Source organism: Streptomyces sp. NPDC001922, from assembly GCF_042891165.1.
Classification (GTDB): Bacteria; Actinomycetota; Actinomycetes; order Streptomycetales; family Streptomycetaceae; genus Streptomyces.
Map to the genome: position 1 here is coordinate 400,008 of NZ_JBIASV010000008.1, position 17,962 is coordinate 417,969.

At 62.5% G+C, this 17,962-nt stretch carries 10 protein-coding genes and 3 pseudogenes; 6 read left to right on the plus strand and 7 right to left on the minus strand.

All coding sequences use genetic code 11. The features are described from left to right. Nucleotides 1-177: 177 nt before the first annotated feature. Nucleotides 178-501 carry a helix-turn-helix transcriptional regulator gene (locus ACFYYR_RS17595; RefSeq protein WP_366421480.1) on the plus strand — a complete coding sequence of 108 codons (324 nt, stop codon included), beginning with the start codon at nt 178-180 and terminating at the stop codon, nt 499-501. A gap of 602 nt (nt 502-1,103) precedes the next feature. On the opposite strand, the pseudogene ACFYYR_RS17600 reads toward ACFYYR_RS17595, so the two are convergent. Further along, nucleotides 1,104-1,591, minus strand: a pseudogene (locus tag ACFYYR_RS17600) (ArsI/CadI family heavy metal resistance metalloenzyme). Here ACFYYR_RS17600 and ACFYYR_RS17605 point away from each other — a divergent pair. Then, nucleotides 1,549-2,046 (plus strand): annotated as a pseudogene (locus ACFYYR_RS17605) (arsenical-resistance protein); the annotation flags it as partial. The pseudogenes ACFYYR_RS17600 and ACFYYR_RS17605 sit on opposite strands and share 43 nt — an antisense overlap. Nucleotides 2,047-2,082: 36 nt before the next feature. Here the strand turns inward: ACFYYR_RS17605 and ACFYYR_RS17610 are convergent. The 6 genes from ACFYYR_RS17610 to ACFYYR_RS17635 all read right to left on the minus strand — a co-directional run bounded on the left by ACFYYR_RS17610 (nt 2,083) and on the right by ACFYYR_RS17635 (nt 10,980). Beyond that, nucleotides 2,083-3,390, minus strand: a complete 1,308-nt coding sequence (locus ACFYYR_RS17610; RefSeq protein WP_388853481.1) for a DGQHR domain-containing protein — start codon at nt 3,388-3,390, stop codon at nt 2,083-2,085. Between the two features lie 27 nt (nt 3,391-3,417). Continuing rightward, nucleotides 3,418-3,933: a hypothetical protein gene (locus ACFYYR_RS17615; protein WP_388853484.1), complete on the minus strand. Its 516-nt coding sequence runs from the start codon at nt 3,931-3,933 to the stop codon at nt 3,418-3,420. 242 nt (nt 3,934-4,175) lie between these two features. Next, nucleotides 4,176-5,012 carry a phosphoadenosine phosphosulfate reductase family protein gene (locus ACFYYR_RS17620; RefSeq protein ID WP_388853487.1) on the minus strand — a complete coding sequence of 279 codons (837 nt, stop codon included), beginning with the start codon at nt 5,010-5,012 and terminating at the stop codon, nt 4,176-4,178. Next, complete coding sequence (locus ACFYYR_RS17625) at nt 5,009-8,647, minus strand: ATP-binding protein (RefSeq protein WP_388853490.1); 3,639 nt, start codon at nt 8,645-8,647, stop codon at nt 5,009-5,011. The genes ACFYYR_RS17620 and ACFYYR_RS17625 overlap by 4 nt, the downstream gene beginning before the upstream one ends. Then, nucleotides 8,644-9,753, minus strand: coding sequence for a DUF4007 family protein (locus ACFYYR_RS17630; protein WP_388853493.1), 1,110 nt, complete (start codon nt 9,751-9,753; stop codon nt 8,644-8,646). Before ACFYYR_RS17630 ends, ACFYYR_RS17625 begins: the two co-directional genes overlap by 4 nt. Before the next feature lie 51 nt (nt 9,754-9,804). Then, nucleotides 9,805-10,980 (minus strand): cysteine desulfurase family protein, encoded by a 1,176-nt coding sequence (locus ACFYYR_RS17635; RefSeq protein WP_388853496.1) that lies wholly within the window; start codon nt 10,978-10,980, stop codon nt 9,805-9,807. Nucleotides 10,981-11,295: 315 nt separating this feature from the next. Between ACFYYR_RS17635 and ACFYYR_RS17640 the strand changes: the two genes are divergently transcribed. The 4 genes and pseudogenes from ACFYYR_RS17640 to ACFYYR_RS17655 form a co-directional block, all read left to right on the plus strand. Next, the gene (locus ACFYYR_RS17640; RefSeq protein ID WP_388853499.1) at nt 11,296-13,455 is read left to right on the plus strand and encodes a DEAD/DEAH box helicase family protein; all 2,160 of its coding nucleotides are present in this window, start codon (nt 11,296-11,298) and stop codon (nt 13,453-13,455) included. Between the two features lie 249 nt (nt 13,456-13,704). Next, a complete protein-coding gene (locus tag ACFYYR_RS17645; RefSeq protein ID WP_388853502.1) occupies nt 13,705-15,822 on the plus strand; it encodes an AAA family ATPase in 2,118 nt (705 codons plus the stop codon). A gap of 895 nt (nt 15,823-16,717) precedes the next feature. Beyond that, entirely contained in the window at nt 16,718-16,906 is a 189-nt protein-coding gene (locus tag ACFYYR_RS17650) for a hypothetical protein (protein WP_388853505.1), read from the plus strand. A 66-nt stretch (nt 16,907-16,972) separates the two neighbouring features. After that, nucleotides 16,973-17,132: pseudogene (locus tag ACFYYR_RS17655) on the plus strand (phosphotyrosine protein phosphatase); the annotation flags it as partial. Nucleotides 17,133-17,962 lie beyond the last annotated feature (830 nt).

Consider the following 17,962-nt stretch of genomic DNA (forward strand, 5'->3'; position numbering starts at 1 on the left):
AGCGAAAGGCGTAGCGGCGAGGGCTGAGCTGTGTGGATGGGGTTGTACCGGTGCGTCGAAGGGTGTCTACGCGAGAGTCCGCGAAATGGTGTATGTATGCACCATGGCAGTGATGGGCGGCTGCCAAGGAGTGAGGAAGAGGGGCGGCGGATGACGGGTGCGTGGGATGATCCGGCCATGCCCCGGAGCAGTAACGACAAGGTGCCGCGCGACTATGTCGTCGACGAAGCCTGGCCGCACGCCGCTCTCGTGCCCGATGCTCCCGTCAGCGCCCACTATGGCCAGGCACTCGCCCGCAACCTGGAGAATGCCCTCGCCGTCAGCGGGCACAGCCTGCGGACTCTCGCAGAGGCGACGGGGGTCACGCACTCCACCATCAGCCGCGTCATCCACGGCAAAGTGATGCCCGACCTTGGCACCCTGGCCCGGTTGGAGGCCGCCTTCGGCTTCCAGGTCTGGCCGGGCCCCGGCGCGCTGCCGACTCCTCCCCCTTCTCGGTAGGAGGAGTGCGGGCGGGGGTGCCGCATCCCCCGTCCGCCCGCGTGGGCGCGCGCGGCGCACACGCCGCCCCTACGCTCGCGCCATGTGCATGTATGCACCACCTGGGAGTGGTGACGTTTACCTTGTCTGCTTCGACCGGTGGCACCGGGTCGCCCTGATCCGCCCTGGACCGCCGAATGCCGGTCACCCCTGGGGCCTGCCGACTGTGCGGCGCAGGGAATCCGAGCCGTACCGGCGGGCCGCGCAGCGCCTTGTGCGCGCGATGGCTCCCGCGGGGACCATCCGCCTCGGGGCGGTCACCGGCCGCATCCCTGCTGCCGCATCTGGCGCCCGGCCGCAGCGGCGGGGCGGGCGTCGCATCTTCACCGGGCACGCAGCCTCGCCGGGCTCCCTATGCGACGTCGGTGTACCGGTCGTCTGGCTCCCGTACAACCAAATCACCGACCATATTGGGCACTTGACAGTCGGCGACTTGGGGCTGTTTCTGGAGGGATACGTGGATGGCTGGATCCCAGACGGCTGGATCACCCTGCAGTAGCGCTGCCCGTCAGGCACCGGCGGCTCAGCGCTCGTGCGACGCGCGGGGTGCCCGGGCGAGCCGGTCAGCTGATGCCGCAGGCGCACCCGGAAGCCGGCTAGATGGGTCCGGTGGTGGATTGGCTGCCGCACGGGCGTCGCTGCCCGGGATCTCGCTCTTGCCCATCTGGCCGGCCTCGGCCTTGAGGACGTAGACCTCCCAGGGCTCCTTGCCGGGGCCGTGCGCCCAGACCTTGTCCTGGAGTGCGTGGCAGCAGGAGGTGTCGTTCTCCTTGAAGATCGCAAGCCCCGCTTCCACCAGGCGGTCGGTGGCGGCGTTGACCTGCTAGGTGGAGTCGACCTCGACACCGAGGTGGTCCAGGCGGGTCTCCTGGTCCGCCTCGCCTTCGATGAGGACGAGCTTCAGCGGCGGCTCGAGGACGGCGAAGTTGGCATATCCCGGGCGGTGATTGGCCGCCTCGACGCCGAACAGCTTGGAGCAGAACTCCACCGACGCCTCAAGATCGGGAAGGGCTGCTGGTGATGATGCATCCGGCGCTGGCCAAGGTCCGATACGACCGTCTGGACACCGTCACCCGCGACCGCCGCCTGCTGATTCCCTCACTGGTGATCAACTGGATCGTCGGCCCCGCCGTGATGTTCGCGCTCGCGTGGATCTTTCCAGCCCGACCTGCCGGAGCACCTGCCCAGGCTGATCATCGCCGAGCGGGCCCGCTGAATCGCCATGGTCATCATCTGGAACGACCTGGCCTGCGGCGACCGCGAGGCCGCTGCCGCCCTGGTCGCCCTGAACTCCGTCTTACAGGTCCTAGCCTTCACCTGCTGGCCTGGTTCTACCTCTCCGTTCTGCCCAGCTGGCGGGGCCTGCAGCAGACCAGGCTGAATATCTTGGCGTGGGAGATCGCCCGCAGCGTGCTGATCTTCCTAAGGATCCCCCTGGCCGCAGGCCTCCTCACCCGCCGCCTGGGCGTGAAGACCAAGGGTCGCAGCTGGTATGAGACGAAGTTCTGACATACGCGCACTGCCCAGGATGGACGGTGATGTTCAGGATGTCTCCGGAGCAGTCAGCCGCTTTGCCAGCTCGTCTGCGGTCACGGGGTAGCGATCATTCTTGACCGTGCGGTAAGCCCGCAGTGCCCTGTCGATCTGAGCCCGAGAGTTCGGTGCGAGATGAACCAGCAGCAACTCGTAAAGGGCCTGGTTGTTGTCTTTCGCTGGGATCATCTTGCCCTTGCGGGAGGCACCATCTGGTGTCTCCTGCCAAACAGCCGAGAACGGAGCGGCCGACATTCGCCATTCCAGCTCGGACAGCCGCTCAAGCAGCTTGGGCCAGTCGAGCAGGCGCTGCTCGATGATGTGGCGTACAGCGCGGGCGACTTGCACCTGGACCGCGGGCCGCATGAACGAGTGGCCCTCTCCGTCACGTCCCTTAGGAGCACGCAGGTCTTTGGGTGCCGCATGTGCCTCATACCGCTCCCGCATCTTGCCGCAGGCTTCGAGGAGTTCGTCGATGCGCCCGGCAAGAATTTCGTAGCTCTCGTCGAGGACGTCATCGGCGGCGCGCTGCGAGGTCTTGTTCATGCTGTCGTGGAGCCCGAAGCCGAGGTCTGTGAGAACGTCGTAGAGGACACCGATCGTGGTCCAGGCTGTACCGGTGACCCCGACCTGCCGGGTAGCAAGCTTGAGTTCACCATCGGTCCCGACCTTGCTGAACACTTGCACCACTCCGTCACGGCGTAGGAAGTCGTGGTCGTCGAGCAGTCGACGGGTCAGGATGGCGAAGCCGTCGTCCTCGTCCAGGGCGATGTTCTCCTGAGCCGTCGTCTTTACTGCGTTGCGGTTGATGTTGGTGAAGAGTCGACGGGTGCGACGGCGGCCGGCTTCGTTGTCGAAGTGCGGGACCACTATGACGCTGATGTCCTCGCGGCCCAGCTCGGGGTCACGCTTCACAGCGTCCTTGATCGCCTTGAGACGATGCTGACCGTCGAGTGCGAAGAACTGGTGAGTGCCATCGAACGTCAACACACCGAAGTTGCGGTCCATGCCGGACAAGACGTCGCCGTTCTCGGAGTTCTTCTCCATCTCCAAGGGGATGTACTCGGGGGCGCCACCCCAAGCCGCGACGATGATGGCTCCGAGGAAGCGATTCTCGTTCGTGAGCAGGTAGTTGGTGATCTCAGCCGTGCGGGCACCAACACCGCGCTGGATCATCGTCCCTAGGTCCTGGTTCCCACCGAGGTCGTGCGCGAAGTTGATCTCCCGCGCGACGGCGGCGTAGCTCATGAGGCATGAGTAGTAGGTCCAGTTCCCAACCTTTGCTTCAAAGGCAGGGACGAACGTCTTCGAGGGCATGAGTTCCTCTGCTTCGTAGGGAGTTGATCAGGACTGCCAGGCGGAGCGTGGAGTACCGAGGCGCCCACGGAGCTTGGGGCGCCCCCGGTCATTGAGCGGTGGATTGTGCAGGCGAATGAGGCGCTTCTCCAGCCCTTCGATCCTGTTGCGCTCTGGCACGGTGGTGCACCAGAACTCCATGGGCTGGAGGATGAGGTATCGCGCTAGCCGCTGATTGCGGTTGGTGGGCTCCGTGTCGGTCCACAGACTTTCGGGGTCGCCGCGAAGGAACTTCCGGTAGTCCTTATATCGCTGGCGGATCGTGTTTCCGTAGTCGGTCTGCGACGCACCGGCTTGCCCGATGTACAGGAGCTGAGGGAACGTGCCGTGAGTCGGCACGCTGCCGACCTGAAACTGGAACGGCGGCCGCCAGACGAACATGTACAGGCCGGGAGCGTCCGGGAGCGCCGGAGCCAGATCCTCCGTGGCGCGGTGGATTTCCCATGGGCCAGCGAACTCCACGAGGTCTCGGGTGAGTTGCTCACAGTGGTCGGCGTCGAGCATACGGAGCAACCCCAGCTCCACCTGGAGGGCGGGGCTGTCCTCCTCCCGGTACCTCTGGACTATTCGGCTGAGTGAGTTCGAGTTCGCCGTGCCCGAGCCAGCCATATGTCAGGAGCCCTCCCCCGCTGAGTGACCTTGATGGAGCTCAGTGTGACAGGTGGGCCTGGCAACCAGTCAACGGGAAACGCAAGAGGCCCAGTTCGCGGAGTGTTCCGTCAACTGGGCCTCTCGCTAAATGTGGATCAGAGGTGGCAAACTGTGCAGCCGGCCTCGTCGCTGTCATCGTCGAGCGCGTCGGACAGGATCTCAAGCAGCGGCCTGTTCGGCTTCACCTTCTTGGCTGCCCGATCGAGCGCCGCCTGATGCTTCGCCTCGATCTCGTCGCGACGTCCTATCAGCTCTCCCAGCGACTCGCCCTGCGACCAGGTGTACTTTCGGCCTTGCATGGCCGTGCCCTGGTGCCTGACCTTGTCCTCGTACTCAACAGCCTTTTCGTAGAGATCCGGGTGTCGGTCCTTGAGGCCGACCCACTCGTGCTTGCGCTGGAAGAAGCAGAAGTAGCAGCCGGAGCGCGTGCGCCACTCGTAATAGCCGGGGAGGCCGATGCCGGCTTCGTCGAGGATTCGGTCCACGCCCGCGCGGTCAATCCCATCCTCGCGGAAGGGGAAGACCGCAGTGATGTTCGGCTTGGTGCTGACATAGCCGAGCCGGTTCTCGTCTGCGCGGATGGCCACGTACGAGATGGCCTCGTCGTCGCCGATCCATTCCTCAAGCGGCCTGATCTTCAGGTTCTTGGTGCACCAGCGCATTTGAGGGCTCGGCAGCGTGCCCTGGTAGACCTCGAGCCAGTGATCGAAGTCTCGGGAGGAGTTCAGTCGCTCGATTGGCTTACCCAAGGCGCCCTCAAGACGGTTGAGGTACTCGTACGTCTCTGGCAGCTCGGCCCCGGTGTCGCAGAAGAAGTACTCCATCTCCGGCACACGATCGCGCATGTAGATCGCGAGAGATGAGGAGTCCTTGCCCCCCGAGATCCCGAGTACGTGGCGCTTCTTACTCTGGGAGCCGTCGGTGTCTGTCACAGCTGCTCCTTCTTCTCGGATGTGGCGCTGCCCTGGCTGGACAGGTGCTCGGCCAGGGCGGCGAGCAGGACGCGTGCGCCGTCGGGGCCCAGTGCTTCCTCAGCTTGCCTGATGACACTGACAACGAGCTTGTCCGCTGCATTCCGCGACTTCTTCGGGACGTGGATGAGCGTGCGCTCCTCCGTCCCTTGGGGAGTGGTGAGCGTCAGCAGGTGGGTGTCGATCTGGCGCTGCTTCGGCTTCGTGCGCTTGAGGGACGCCGCGGCGGGCTCATCGACTACCTCCTCCTCCGCGACGTCGTACAGATGGCTCACGCGGTCAAGTGCACGTGCCCTGTCCCGTACGACACGGGGGAAGACCTCCATGTTCCGGTCAGTCCAGTCACCGAGCGCCTGATTGACGAGCTGGACCACGACTGTGCCGAGCCAGTCGTCGTCGGGCAGCATCTCGTTTAGCACCCGGGTCACAAAGCCATGGAGACTGACCTCGAGCGAGGCATCGGCGAAGCCACGCATGCGCTCGGCCAGACCTGTCCGCAGTTCGCCGGTACTCGACGCAGGGAGCCTGAATTCCTGTGCCAGTGTCTCGACTACATACCGGCACAGGTTCGCGCTGGCATCCGTAAGTTCGTTGAGCGCGGTGGTGAGGCGTGCGACGTATGCCTCTGCGGCCTCGGGATCCTTCTGCACGCCCGGAGTGATCTCCTCGAAGCCCAGGGCTTCCGGGAGCTCCTCAAAGACCAGTTGGTCGGGGTCGGTCGCTTCGGTCAGTACGCGGCGAACCACGAGGGTGTCGTCGCTAAGACGCTTCGTTTTCCGCGAGTATTGGTCGAGGACCATGACCCGTTCCAGCATGCCGCGGGTTACCGCAAGCAACGCTGGGTTGCGATTGGCACGGCTACGGGGGATATCAACGCCGAGCGCCTTCACGAGACCGTCGAGCACGAGTCGCCGCTGGCCGCGATCAATCGGGGTCGATTTGAGCGCGAACCGCTCGGGGTTGACGTTCAAGCGCTCCATGATCGGAGCGGTGAGGCGCGGACAGTAGTTGCCTTCCTCAAAGAGGGCTACATCGTTGCCCCGGATGACGAGCCCGGCAACTACGAGGATCGGGACGACACCGGCCTTGACGCCGTACGGAGGAGCCATGAGCCGCTCGTAGATCTCTACGAGGTTGGTCGGCTCCTTTGCATCGCTCAATGCCTCCTCAAGCGCCTCCCAAACAGGCACAACACTTGCGTTCGTGGCGACTGTCGGGCGAGACATCCCGTGGGTATGAATGCTGCCTTCAGAGTTCTGTCCGCCAGTGATCTCGCCAGCGGCACGGTGCAGTCCGAGGTGCTCAACGACGCCGTCGTACAGGGCACGCTCTGCCGGGAACCTGTCCTGGGGCCAGCCGAGCAGAGGCAAGCCGGTCTTCTCGATCATCGACGTGAGGACTTCACGGCGTGTACGAGCGGCGTTACTGGTGAGCTGGTGACGTCCCACCATCTCGTTCCGCACGTGCGGGGTCTGGTCGTAGACCACGTTGCATGCTTCGGATACGAGCCCTGCGTAGCTGCGGGCCTTGAGTTGCCGGGCGGGCTCACCGTCGGTGTCCTCACCGCTCTTCCACAGGAACCAGCTCGACTCGTCGCTTCCCGGGCGGAACGCCTCGGCGAGCATGGCGGTGATGCGCTGGGAGAACTCACCAGCTCGCTCGTTGATCTCCCGCCGAGCGACATGGTCCAGGTCCTCATCGCTGATGAGGTCCTGGAGCGCCACCAGGGTGTTGCCGACGTCCAGCACCGCCTGGGGGTTCTTGGTGACGCCTACGACGACTGGGAGTGGAGAGTCCACACGAGGGCTGCTGTTCAGGTCACCGAAGTGGAAGACGAGCATCCCGTCTGCTGCGTCCTGAACGACCTTCGGGCCGCGCAGTTTCTCCGTCCGATGGCTGACCGCGGTGACGAAGTGCCGCTGCATACCGGTGAGCTGGCTGTGCGCGCCTGCGGCCACCGCGTTCGGGAGGACATTCGTCCCGAGGTGTTTGTTGAAGTAGCGCACCACGTCATCAGGCTGCAGCTGGGTGGCGATCTCTCGAACCCGAGCGTCGATGTCGACATCGGTGCCCTGCCAGATCCGGTACTCGTCGCTGTACGTACGGTGGACGACCAATCCGTCTTCCACCAATTTGTCCAGCTGCTCCCTCAACTGGTCGAACCGCTTCGTGTCGGTGGCGTCAGTCGGGTCGTTCAGCGCGAACTGGATCATTGCCGGCGTAGCGCGCAACAGCCCATCAGCGTCAATGAGATTGAGGACGCCGATCGCCTTGAGCAGCTCCTGGTCCGCTTCGGGGAGCCCGTTGGCCTCCTCAAGGCGAGCGTTGATCTCCAGCCACCGGCTTGCTTTCGATGACGCGAGGATCGTGGTGCGCCCTGCCGAGAAGAAGAAGTCGTATAGCTGCGGGAGACGGATCGTCGAGGCGAGCTCCGCTGCTTCGACCGCGCAGGTGTCGAGGCTGCGCCGCACCGTGAATGGCTCATCGTTGACCAGGAAGCCGCTGAGGCTTCGATCGTTCTGGCCGATCTGCGCCGCCATGAGCGGAGCCGCGACGGCAGTAAGAGGGTGTAGAGGGTACAGCTGGGCGAATGACTCTGCCGAGATGTCTACTACCGAGTGCAGCGACTGCTGGCGCCAGATGCCGTACGCCGCCTGAGCCTGGGACTCAACCAGCTTGCGGCCCTGCTCCGGCACCTCGGAATGGGCCAGCTTCCGCTGGAGAAGGTAGACCGCGTCACCCAGGTTGGGGGCGAAGGTGACGTCCTCGAATCGGCCCTGGATCTTGGCCCACTCCTGGGTCTGCACGGAACTGGACCGCGAAGCGTAGTCGGAGAAGGCAAGGTGCTGCAGGGTGAACATGAAGAGCGGCAGCCCCTTGGCGCCAGCGCCCTTCTCCGCGAGGAGCTGCAGGAGGAATACGTCACTCTCGGAGCTATTGCTCTCGCTGACGGAGACCAGATACTCCAGCGTCTTGCCGAACTCATCAATGATGAGGAGGAGCGGCGCCTTGTCGCACAGCGTCGTAACCGCGTTGAGCAGGCTGTCGGTAGTCGGGACGTCCGTCTCGGCACAAGCCGCCATGACAGTGGAGACGTCCTTCGGGACACGCCTCTTCCACTTCCGCTCCACCGCGGTCTGCAGTGCCCGATGGACGGTGGCCGCCAGCGGCTCTCTGCGTGCCGTTGTGACAGCGCCCAAGAAGCCGTCAGCCGCAAGTGCCTGGCGATTCTCAGCAATCTCCTGCGCCAGCGCAGGGTTGGTGGCTGCGACCGCCTCATAGGCATTGGCTCGACGTGCGGAGTCGTGGCCGAGAAGGGCGTCAATCAGGTTGGAGAGCGTCGACTTTCCGGAGCCGTACGGGCCGGTAAACGACCAGGCGCGAGTGCGCTTGAGGTCTCCGAGCGCGTTACCCACCCGGTCCAGGACGTCGAGGGCGCGCACGCCCACGTATGGGGAGTGCAAGTCCTGCGCGCGGACGTCGCGCTCCAGATTGGTGGAACGGAATTCCGTTCCAACGAAGCTGATTCCAGCAGGGATCTGGAGAACCGCGCCCTTCAGCTTGGCGCTGGGAGATGTCTTGGTCGCCGTGGTCACGCGAGCTCCTCGATCATGGCGGGCTGCTGGGGGATCTGCCCCTGCGTGGCCTCAGCATCGTCCGTACTCTTCTTAAGACCGGGGTTCTGCCGTGCCCACTCTTCAGGGGTCGGGAACCCGGCACGGTCACGCACGCGGCCGTACTGCTCGTCGAGGATGTCCCAAGCCAAGGTTTCCGGGTTGTCCGCGAAACGGAGGCTCCGCTGCCCGAGCGACTCCACGATCTCCAACTGGGGGTGGTTCTCGACGAAGGCTTCGATCGACCTAGCGAGTTCGGGCTCACGCATGTGGAAGGCACGACCAGGAGCACCGGGCTCACTGGCCAGGCGGGCCAACGAAATGGAGTCCGGCCTACGAGAAAATCGAGCAGCGTAGTCGAGGCAGGTGTGCACGAGCACGCTCGGAGGCAAGCTCGGGCGGATGCCGCTGGTGAAGCGGTAAGTGCGTTCCTTGCCGCGGCCTCCTTGATACTCGAGCAGGCCGAGCTCCTTGAAGGGACAGAGCAACGAGTCCTCAAAGCTGCCCGGGGAGAGTGGATTCGGGTCCATGTCCGGGGCGTACATCTTGACGAAGCACTGGACGTCCCGGCTGATCGAGTCGGGCGCCGGCCACTTGTCACGATCGAAGCTGCTGTGCACCTCTCGTGTAATGAGGGTCGCCATCTCGTCCACCGTGACGCGAGCAAGCGGCGCGAGGTGGAACATCACATACCAGCTCGGCACCAGGCACTTGGCTGCCCTTTCGCCAGAGACGAGCCACCAGTGCAATAGCCAGAGGCTTCCGGTGTCCTCGAGGTAGGGGTCAGCGCCATCCTCGTCAAGGAGCCACCGCGCGCGCCAAGTTGGGGCGGCCGCGAGCGCGCGCGCCTGCACATCGGCACTGCGGTATTCGTGGGTGAGTTTGAACGCCTGCGCCCAATACCTCATGGAATCAACCATGTTCTTACCCACGCCCAGACGCACAAGCGCATCAGGGGCGTGGAAGAGCATCTCGTCCTTTTTCACCTGTAGGTATGCCTTGTGCAGCCAACCGAAGCGCGGAGGAAAGCTCTCGTGCCTGTTGAATTTCAGTCCGACGAGATCGGAGGAGAGGCGGCCTTCTGGCATTACGGTCGAACCCTTCAATTCAAGGTATGAGTGCGAAGTCTTAAGTCGAGATCAAGGACGGCCAGGCGCATCCATGACGGCCCGTACGTGAGTCACGGCTCGTACGGCGGCGTCGATGGCTTTGCGAATCTCCTGCTCCGTGGTGGCGTAGCCCAGCGAAAAACGGAGGGTGGAGTCGGCAGCCTCCTGGCCTAGCCCCATGGCCAACAGGACGTGACTCGGGGTGGGCACGCCAGCGGAGCAGGCGCTTCCGTCGGACACAGAGATGTCGGGCATCGACGTGAGGAGCGCGTCGGCGGGGCAGCCAGGGAAGGTGACACTGGAGACACCGGGCAGACGTGTGGAGCCGACACCATTGACGTAGCTCCCAGGGAGTAGCGCGAGGATCTCGCCCTCCAGAAGATCACGCAACTTTCCGATGCGAGATGCCTCGGCATCGAGCTCACGGTGGGCAGCCTCGGCAGCAGCGCCCAGGCCGACGATCCCAGGAACGTTAAGCGTGCCGGCACGCCAACCTCGCTCGTGCCCCCCTCCGAACACGAGCGGTCGCTGCGGCAGCGGGGTGCCGCGTCTGATGTAGAGCGCGCCGACTCCCTGCGGGCCGCCGAACTTGTGGGCAGACAGAGAGAGCAGGTCCACGTCGAGATCCCCTAGGTCGAGGGGGAGCCGGCCGACATACTGTGTCGCGTCTGTGTGAACCAACGCGCCGACCGAGTGCGCAACCTCTGCAATGGGGGCGAGATCGGTGACGACCCCTGTCTCGTTGTTCGCCAGCATGATGGAGACGAGGGCCGCTCCGCGCTGCTCGACCTCGACTCTGAACGCGCCATAGTCGATCTTCCCCTCACCGTCGACGGGCAAGATCATTAGAGAGCCCGGAGCCTCAGCAGTCAGGGCCCGAGCAGTCTCCAGAACTGCCGGGTGCTCGACTGCAGAAGTGACGATGCTCCCTTGGCTTACGTAAGTGGCATGCAGCGCAAGGTTGTTGGCTTCTGTCGCGCCCGACGTGAAGATGAGTTCGCCGCGAGAGCAGTTCAGCAAATCTGCGACTTGCTGACGCGCCCGATCCACCCTTGCCGCGGCATCGCGACCGTGATCATGGATGCTGGAGGCATTGCCCACCGTCTGAAGCGCGTTGTGCATGGCCCGCAGTGCTTCCGGGCGCATGGGTGCGGTCGCGTTGTAGTCGAGGTACACCGCCTGCGCGGCGTATGAGCCTGTGTTCATGGAGTGCCCCCGCCTGCTGAGATTGGCTCCTTGCATCGCTCCTGGTGACTGTTCTCGTAGCTAGCTCATCTTCCACCAGGAGTGCCCTGAGATCCTAACGGACTCATCACCCCCTTGAGGCAGGCTCGCCGGAACCGCGACTTTCAGCCACTCCGGGCCACAGATCTTCCGGAGCACCCCCACCCTCTAGCCGTCAGGGCTAGGCTTGATCCGGTGTCGCGAACACGCAGGCCCGCCGACCCTGACCTTCGGCAACCGTCTTCAGTAGCGGCCAAACACAGCAGGCAGCGTGGCCGCGAACGGGGGCGAGGCACGATGAACGAGCAACTGATCGCAGCCCTTCGGCGAGCTCATCCGATCTACGAGATTCCAGAGGACGACCTCATTGGGGAAGTTCTCATTCCAGCGATCAAGGTGTCGGATGACGTTCGGATCGCTGCCGGCTTCTTCGGCTCTCAGTGCCTCGCGCAGATCGCGCCGGGCCTAGCAGATTTTTTGCGCCGAGACACCGGCACACTTCAGCTCCTGATTAGTCCGGCGGTCGACGCGACCGACCTAGCAGCGATGGAGCGAGGGGTCCGGAGCCCTGAGCAGGTCATTGAAGCTGCCCTCGATCGCCTGCTTGATGAAGCAGCCCTCTCCGAGCATGCTCTTGTGCATCACACCCTCGAATGTCTCTCATACCTTGTCGCAACCGGACGCCTAAAGGTCCGCTTCGCCCTCATGAAGTCCGGCATGTACCACAAGAAGCAGTGGCTCATCAGGTCAGACTCGGAGTGGGCCGCGGTGCATGGCTCGGGCAACGCGACCGCACGAGGACTGCTCGTAAACGGCGAGCAGATGACGGTTGACCAACCCTGGCGTGATGGACACATCGCCTCGGAGCGCGTGTCCAAGCTCCTGGCAGGCTGGGAAAGGCAGTGGCACAACGAGAGTCCACACGTGCTAGCCGTGGATCTCAACGATGGCCTCCGACTGGCAGGACGGCAACGTAATACGGCACAGGCGCCGACTATTGATGACTTCTGGCGGGCATGGCACGCCGATCACGCACGAGGTTTGGAACCCCCGCTGCCTCCCGGCGTGAGTCTCGCTCAGCCAAGGCTTCTTTCGATCCCGCCCGATATCGAGTGGCGCAATGGCCGCTACGCACACCAAGCGGCAGCAGTCGAAGCGTTCTCGGTCAACGGCTCTCGGGGGATTCTGGCTATCGCCACGGGGGGAGGCAAGACCCAGACGTCCTTGATTGCTGCAGTCCAAGCGCAAGACCGTCACAAAGGGCCAATGGTTGTCATCGTGATCGTCCCGAGTGCGCCACTGGTACGGCAATGGTCCGATATTGTCCGGCGTTTCGGGATCGAACCATTTCTACCAAGCGACAGCTCCGGGCCTAAACGAGAAGCCCGTCTCGAGGAAATTAAGGCTGGACTTGCTACACAAGGATCGTACACATCGGTAATCGTGTGCACCCAGAAGCTCTTCACTACGGACGCGTCGTTCCGGGGGGTCATCGACACCCTCCCCCCATCGGTTCTCGCGATGGTCATCGGGGACGAAGTCCACAACCTAGGCTCAAAGAGCTTCATGTCACAGAAGCCCGAACGCTTCGACGTCCGCTTGGGCCTCTCAGCAACTCCGAGTCGGCAGTACGACCCTGAAGGCACCGTAGGCCTGCTCGGCTACTTCGGTCCGGAGCTATTCGAATTCACGCTCAAAGACGCCATCCGATCCGGTTGCCTCAGTCCATACAACTACCATCTCCATGAAATCCATCTCTCCGAAGACGAGATGGCGGAGTATGAGAACTTGACTCGACAGCTGCAACGGAAAGGGTTCCAGCAAGCAGACGATGGTAAAGATTCCGATCTGCAGGCGCAGATCGAGCATCTACTCCGCCGCCGGCGCGCTCTTCTTGAGCATGCCGAAGCGAAGATCCCAGCCCTACGTCAGCTCCTTGCTCTGCACGGATCGCGCGATGTGAGTAAGACGCTCATCTATACATCAGCGAAGCCCCCTGTGCTCACCCGCGAGCGTCAGATTGATGCCGCTAATCGGATGCTCGACGAGTTGGGCATCAGTTTTCACCAGTTCACTCATGCAGAGACTGCGAAGCGTGGATCAGGGAAATACCTGGAAGCCTTCGGGCGGGGGGAGTATCAGGTCCTTACAGCCATGGCGGTCCTGGACGAAGGAATTGACATTCCACAAACTGACACCGCCTATCTGCTGGCTTCGAGCACCGTGCGCCGGGAATGGGTTCAGAGGCGAGGCAGGATTCTTCGACGTGCGGAAGGCAAGGAGATCGCCAATCTCCATGATTTCCTAGTGCTCCCGCCAACGCTGGGAACGAGAGAAGGGCGCGCGCTCCTAATCGGCGAACTGAAGAGGGCGCGCGAGTTCGCGAGTGCGGCCGATAACGAATACGACTCGGATGGACCCCGGGCCGTCATCGACAGGCATGAGCGAACGCTCTAACGGGGAGGGATCGATGACTACATCGCCGCGAATTAGTCAAGTTGCACACGAGGAAGTAGCCGCGCGCAGCGAACGGTACAGCGGATATCGCGATGACCTTGTTTCAGCTCTCAATGTCCTAGTGCGGCAACAGGACCACACGAGCTCAAGACAACGCCAGGACAATCTCCAGAAGGTCATTGAGAAACTCGGGGCGCAGGCGATCAACCTCGGAAGGAACGAAGCCTGATGAGGCTGCATCGTATCCAAGTGCACAATTTCAAGTTGCTGCTAGATGTCCGAATTGACCTCTCAGTGGACCCCGAACGGCCACTGACTGTCATCCGAGCCGAGAACGGCTCAGGTAAGACATCTCTACTTTACGCAATCCTGTGGGGGCTCTATGGCGTAAGCGGCCTCAGAGCAGTGACAGGCATGGAGAAGATCCGCCTAACTTCTACGGCCAGTCCAGCAGGAATCCCCGTCATGGTCGAGGTCAACCTTGACTTCGAAGTCGAGGACGATGGTGTACTAGCCCGCTATCGACTTCAGCGGACGGTGACCGAGACTCCTGCGGAGGAAGATGAATTCGAGCGAGGCAATGAAATCGTTCGCCTCACCCGACTGACTGAGGCCGGAGGTGAGCCGACGGCGTTGCCCGAGCGATGGATAGCGCACCGGCTCCCCGAACGCCTGGCCGATGTCTTCTTCACGAATGGTGACGACGTTCAGAGGTTCATTAGCGGTCGGCAACATGCCCACGAGCGCCAGGAGAAAGTGCACCTGGCTATCGAAAGCCTTCTAGGAATCGGCATGCTACGGAAAGCCGTCGAGGACGTCGCCGCTGTATACGAAGTCTACGAGAAACGCGCCGCGAAAGACGCGGGCTCTAAGGTTGAAGCGCTAGCAGATCAGAGAGATGCGCGAAAGAAGAAGTACGATGAACTCGTCGCCAGGGTAGACGTACTTTCGGCACGTCAGAAGAACATGGAAGAAACCCAGGCTCAAAAGCGGCGCGAACTTGAGGCGATCAAGGATGTCGGGGACCTTGAGGTCCTCAATGCCCAGATTTCCGACCTCGAGCGCGATTGTGTAGCACTGGACTCCCGCAGGAATGAATGTCTACGCGAGATGTCCCTGCTGTTGCGCAGCGAGATCACCTCCTGGTCTTTGATGAGCGAGTCCCTCGCTGCCGGACTCGAGCGCCTCGATGAACTCGCAGACAAGAGAATTATCCCGAGCCACTCAATCCAGGTCCTTCATGACTGTCTTGACGACTGCCGGTGCATCTGTGGGGAGTCGCTAGACCATGGCACCTCGCACCGAAACCACGTGCAGGGCCTTCTCGCTGAGCAACAGAAAAGGAGCGAAGTAGGCGCATGCCTCTCCGATACGAGGTACCGCGCACGCGCCCTTCGCGATATTGCGGGGCAGTCAGACAAATTCCCCGAGCGAAGGACTGAGCTCCTCGCGGAGTATACGACAATCACGCAAGAGATTGAACGTAAAGGCGCTTTGCTTAATGTTACAAAGGAGCGGCGAGGTCGGATTGATGACGAAAGGGTCCGCTGGCTTCAGGGCGACTTGAACGACCTGGAGGAGAAGATCAAAGACGCCATCTATGAGCACGGCAATCTCAGCAACCAGGTCGAGGCCGCGCGGCAGGACCTCGCCGTTAAGCAAAAGGCTCTGGAGAAGGCTCAGCGCGACGCTCAAATCAGCGCCGATATTGCCACAAAGCGCGACATTGCCCACGACCTGAAGACTCTTGTTTCTGCCGTGCGCCATCGCTTGGAGGGCGAATATGTCAATCGCGTCTCGGGCCGGCTGCAAGCCATGTTTCTGGAAATCATCGGCACCGATAGCTCTGCTACGCAAGGGGTCTATACGGGCGTAACGATCACAGATTCATTCGACATTAAAGTAATGAGCCAAAGGGGTGCTAGTTTCGATCCCGACTTCGAAGTCAACGGGGCGTCACAGCGAGCTTTGACCCTCTCATTCGTATGGTCACTCATGGAGGTTGCGGGCGTCGTCGCTCCACGTTTCATTGACACGCCTCTTGGGATGGTGTCCGGCGATACAAAACGCCGTATGGTCGAGGCTATAACTCGCCCTGCAAGTCCATCAGAGACGCCTTTTCAGGTTGTCCTCTTGCTTACAAGGTCGGAGATTGCCGGCATCGAAGACATCCTGGATGAGCGCGCCGGCTCATTCACAACGCTCTCGTGCAGCCATCACTACCCGCGGGACCTATCGAACAACTGGATTGTTGAAGCTCCGGTATCACGAACCTGTGCATGCACACATCGAGAAATGTGTGACGTGTGTGCCCGGCACGGCGACGTCGAGCATCTTCAGTACCGTGAACAGGGGGTTCCACAGTGACGGTTGCACCGTACGCCAGCATTGATCTCTACATGCCGGAAGATGCGCATCGAGTAATTCGAAACTGCACTGGCCAAGGGAAGATATTTAGTCGCCAGATTGACGGATGGTGGCTTGGACTGTGCATCGGCGTTAGAAAGGGTGAGCGTCTGCCGTTTCAGTCAGACGCTCAGCGCGTTAAGTTCATGGACGGCTCTATCTTCAACAGTGACCCGTGGCGGGTGACTCACCTGGAATTGCTTGCTCTTACGAAAGAGGGCGACGATGTATTGACGGAGCCACGACGGGTCGTTGGGCTGGCCATGGAGTATGCAAACTTCGGGCTTGAGTGGCTGGGAAATGAGTGCCTACTCAAGACGGAGCCCACATTGTCGGTCCTTAGTCGCCTCGACCTGAGCACACTCGCTCCAGACTGAAAACCGCTCGTGATCCACGCGTGTCGGTATGTGAATCAGCCCAGATGGGAGTGCTACCGAAGAAGAAGGGTAGTTGGTGCCAGTGCGCGGCAAATTCGTGCGGGATCGAATCCCAGACCTCATCAGAGTTTTTGGGCGCTACCCCAGAGGCAGCTCCGGAGGAGATTGCCGACGTCCTTGAGGTGGTGCTGGCGCTGGACTTGGAGATGGGCGCTACCGAGCTGGAGAAGATCAGAGCGCAGATGGCCGAAGCACGAGGTAGCTTCGGCTTCTGCACCGTCTGGCTGGGCAACGTGAGCAGGTGAGTAGGACGCTCTGCGATGCCACCAACTCTTGGCGCGACTCAGTGAGCTTCGCCTAGCTTGGCTGCGCTCTCTCCCTCCCTGAGCGTTCTGTGCCGGGAGGGCGTACCCGTCTAGGCGGTACTGCTCGGTCTGCACCAAGCACATGCAGCGGAAGTTTCCAAGACTGTCGTTGTCGTGGCGCATCAAATCGTCGAAGCGGCCGTGTTCGGTGACGCGGCCGCGATCGAGGACGTAGATCTCGTCGGCATGCCGGACGCTGTGGAGGCGATGGATAATCCCTCGGCCGCACGGCTGCGAATCTGGTCGAATACCCGCTGCGTAGCGATGGCCAAGTCGATCCGGGCCGGGAATGGTTACCTGTAGAAGTCCTGGGCGACGGCCGCGCCACGGTCAAAGAGCTTGGCGGGATCGGCTTCAGCGGAGTCGAGATCGATGGGCTGCGGCGACGCCTGCCCGATCTTCCCCGCAGGAAGTGCTGTGACTGGGAGCTGGCGGATCCGGCCGGGCAGGAGTCGACGCCGTCCGCCCCATCCGCGACGAGATCAAGCCCAGCATCGAGGTCCTCATGGCGGAAATCGATGCCCTGTAGAAAGCGACGCCACCGCACAGTGCAACGCCTCGCGCTGAGCACCGACCAGCCTGTCTCGGCGGCAGGCCAGTCAACTGTGATCACAGCATGAACGGCGCAGCCTCGGTGCTGGATGTGCGGCCCGGCCGCACTCGCAATGCCTCAGTGCGGAGCCTCGAACGGCGCTGCGGCGTCAGTCACGCGGCGCTACACAGCTGACCTGCGATGACGTTCCAAGTGTTCCCGATTCGATGCAGAGGCGTTCCGAGACCCTACTGCGACGGCGCTCTGACCTGCGGTTTCGCAATAATCCGCAAGGCCCACGGAGGCGGGGCCTTGCGTAAAACGTGGATGAATACTCTGAGTGATGATTCATCCGGATTTCGGCAAGGGAGCGGACCGCCGCGAGCGGCGGTCCCAGACAGGGTAGCGGATGGGGCTGGGGTGCGGTGGGCGCCTTGCTCAGTTCATGATCGGTACACCTCGTATAGCTGGCTATGGCACCGCCGTTCAGGAGCTTGTTGCAGACGACGGCCGGTCGTGGTGGGCCAGCAGCACGTACTGGCCCCCTCACGGGTCCCGCGCCGGGCCGCGCGGCAACCGCAACGCCGTCCGCGGCGACCCCTACGGCGGCTCCGCCGAGCTCGACCAGAATCTGACCTGGCGGCCGGGGCTGTCGTCGAGCCGCCACCGCACCGCGGGACCCGGACTCTGGCACATCGGTGCCTCGACTTGTCCCGGCCCCGGTCCATCGGGGGTTACCGGGGCTCTTGCAGAAAGCCCCGGCGTTCACGCCGGGGATGAATGCATCTCAAGGCTGCTCTGACGTGCAGGTCAGAGCGGGCGTTGTT

What these genes read in the sequence shown, in the direction of transcription:
- ACFYYR_RS17595 (WP_366421480.1), top strand. Translation starts at nt 178, where the DNA reads ATGCCCCGGAGCAGTAACGACAAGGTGCCGCGCGACTATGTCGTCGAC.
- ACFYYR_RS17610 (WP_388853481.1), bottom strand. Translation starts at nt 3,390, where the DNA reads ATGCCCTCGAAGACGTTCGTCCCTGCCTTTGAAGCAAAGGTTGGGAAC.
- ACFYYR_RS17630 (WP_388853493.1), bottom strand. Translation starts at nt 9,753, where the DNA reads ATGCCAGAAGGCCGCCTCTCCTCCGATCTCGTCGGACTGAAATTCAAC.
- ACFYYR_RS17640 (WP_388853499.1), top strand. Translation starts at nt 11,296, where the DNA reads ATGAACGAGCAACTGATCGCAGCCCTTCGGCGAGCTCATCCGATCTAC.
- ACFYYR_RS17615 (WP_388853484.1), bottom strand. Translation starts at nt 3,933, where the DNA reads ATGCTCGACGCCGACCACTGTGAGCAACTCACCCGAGACCTCGTGGAG.
- ACFYYR_RS17635 (WP_388853496.1), bottom strand. Translation starts at nt 10,980, where the DNA reads ATGAACACAGGCTCATACGCCGCGCAGGCGGTGTACCTCGACTACAAC.